This is a genomic window from Stenotrophomonas pictorum JCM 9942 (assembly GCF_001310775.1).
Classification (GTDB): Bacteria; Pseudomonadota; Gammaproteobacteria; order Xanthomonadales; family Xanthomonadaceae; genus Stenotrophomonas; species Stenotrophomonas pictorum.
This window is the reverse complement of sequence record NZ_BAZI01000449.1, coordinates 1-1,929: the sequence shown is the minus strand read 5'-3', so window position 1 is coordinate 1,929 and position 1,929 is coordinate 1. Positions and strand designations below refer to the sequence as shown.

Genomic DNA, 1,929 nt, shown 5'->3' with positions numbered 1-1,929 from the left:
GCAGGCGCTCGAGCTGATGGCGCAGATCATTGGCGTCGGCGAAGCGGGCCATGCGCTCGCTGCGTGCGGCCAGCTCGCCCACGGTCTGGGGGCCGCGCAGCAGCAACAGCCCCAGCAGCGCGACCTGCTGCCGCGGCAGGTCCAGTTTGGTCCCCAGCAGGTGCTCATAGCGCTCGGCACGCGAGGAGAAGTGCTGGCGCGCCAGCCCCATACCCTCCAGCTGGCGCAGCGCGTGCTGCACGTTGCCGGCGGCAAGGTTCATCACCGGCTCGCGCGCGGTCTTCTGGTTGGCCGCGACCTGCGCGGCGTTGACCGTCAGCGGGTAGGTATCCGGCGTGGTGGCCTCTTTTTCGATCAGGCAGCCCAGTACGCGGGCCTGGGCGGCATCGAGTACGGGCAGGTCGGCGGGCTGCTTGGCGTCGGTCATCATCGGTGGTCCGGTCACACGGGGGCGCAAGGATAGCCGAGCCGCCGGCCCGGGCAAGGCGGGGAGCCGGTAAACTGCGCGGGTTTTCGAACAGTCCGGTAGTCCCATGTCCCGTATCCCCGCCTTCACCCTGCTGGCCGGCGCCATGCTGTCGCTGGCCGCCTGCACCACCGCCGACCGTCTGCACCGCGAGCCGGCGCCGGTTGCCATGGCCGCCCACGGCGCCCACGACAACCTCAACGCGGTGCTGTGGGTGCAGCGCTCGCAGGAATACCGCGCCAGTGCGTTGCAGACCTGGAAATCGGCCGGTGAGCACCTGGACCGCGCCCTGGCCGATCCGGACTGGACCGCACTGTTGCCGGACGAGGGTGGCAACCACCAGTCGGCCACGCTCAAGCCGGCGGTGGTGGTGGATGTGGACGAGACCGTGCTGGACAACTCGCCCTACCAGGCCCGCCTGGTGCGCGACGGCACCAGCTACAACGACGCCACCTGGGCGGCCTGGGTGGACGAGCAGCAGGCGCAGGCGGTACCGGGCGCGGTGGCCTTCGCCCAGCTGGCCGCGGCCAAGGGCGTGACCATGATCTACATCAGCAACCGCACCGCGGCGATGAAGGACGCCACCGTGGCCAACCTGCGCAAGGTCGGCTTCCCGGTGGCCGATGACAGCGTCTATCTGGGCCTGGGCACGCCGGTGCCGGGCTGCACCGAGGTCGGCAGCGAGAAGGGCTGCCGCCGCCAGCTGGCCGCACGGCAGTACCGCGTGCTGATGCAGGTCGGTGACCAGTTCACCGATTTCCTGCAGATCGAGGACAACACCCTGGCCAACCGCGATGCGCTGCTGGACAAGCACCAGGACTGGATCGGCTCGCGCTGGTGGATCCTGCCCAACCCCACCTACGGTGGCTGGGAGGGCGCCTCGTTCAACAATGCCTGGTCGCTGCCGGCGGACCTGCGCAACGGCGCCAAGCGCGAGGCGCTGGAGCTGGCCCGATGAGTCGCGCGCCGCTGCCGTTGCGCACCGATGAACGCCTGATCTTCGCCCTGGATGTGCCGGGCAAGGCGCAGGCCATCGAGTGGGTGGAGCGCCTGGGCGATGCCGTGTCGTTCTACAAGATCGGCATGGAGCTGCTCGCCTCGGGCGAATATTTCGATGTGCTCGAGGCACTGGCCAAACGCGACAAGCGTGTGTTCGTCGATCTGAAATTCTTCGATATTCCGGCCACGATCGCCGGTGTTATCGGTCGTTTGTCGCAATGGCCGGTGAGTTACTGCACCATCCACGGCTGGCATCCGGCGATGATGGAGGCCGCCGCCGCGGCCAACACCTCGGACATGCGGCTGCTGGCGGTGACCGTGCTGACCTCGATGGGGCGGCCGGATCTGGCGCAGATGGGCATCGACCGCGAGCCGGTGGACGTGGTGGTCGAACGCGCGCTGGCCGCGCAGCGGGCCGGCATTGACGGGGTCATCGCCTCCGGCCAGGAGGCCGCGCCGATCCG

At 69.3% G+C, this 1,929-nt stretch carries 3 protein-coding genes; 2 read left to right on the top strand and 1 reads right to left on the bottom strand.

Annotation, left to right across the window (positions count from 1 at the left end; all coding sequences use genetic code 11):
* Positions 1-427: DUF480 domain-containing protein (locus JCM9942_RS14890; protein ID WP_157722965.1), on the bottom strand; the 427-nt coding region annotated here is incomplete at its 3' end.
* A 106-nt stretch (positions 428-533) separates the two neighbouring features.
* On the opposite strand from JCM9942_RS14890, the gene JCM9942_RS14885 reads away from it, so the two are divergent.
* A complete protein-coding gene (locus tag JCM9942_RS14885; RefSeq protein ID WP_054660618.1) occupies positions 534-1,424 on the top strand; it encodes a 5'-nucleotidase, lipoprotein e(P4) family in 891 nt (296 codons plus the stop codon).
* On the top strand, positions 1,421-1,929 hold a 509-nt coding region (pyrF, locus tag JCM9942_RS14880; protein ID WP_054660616.1), incomplete at its 3' end, for an orotidine-5'-phosphate decarboxylase. The genes JCM9942_RS14885 and pyrF, both read left to right, overlap by 4 nt.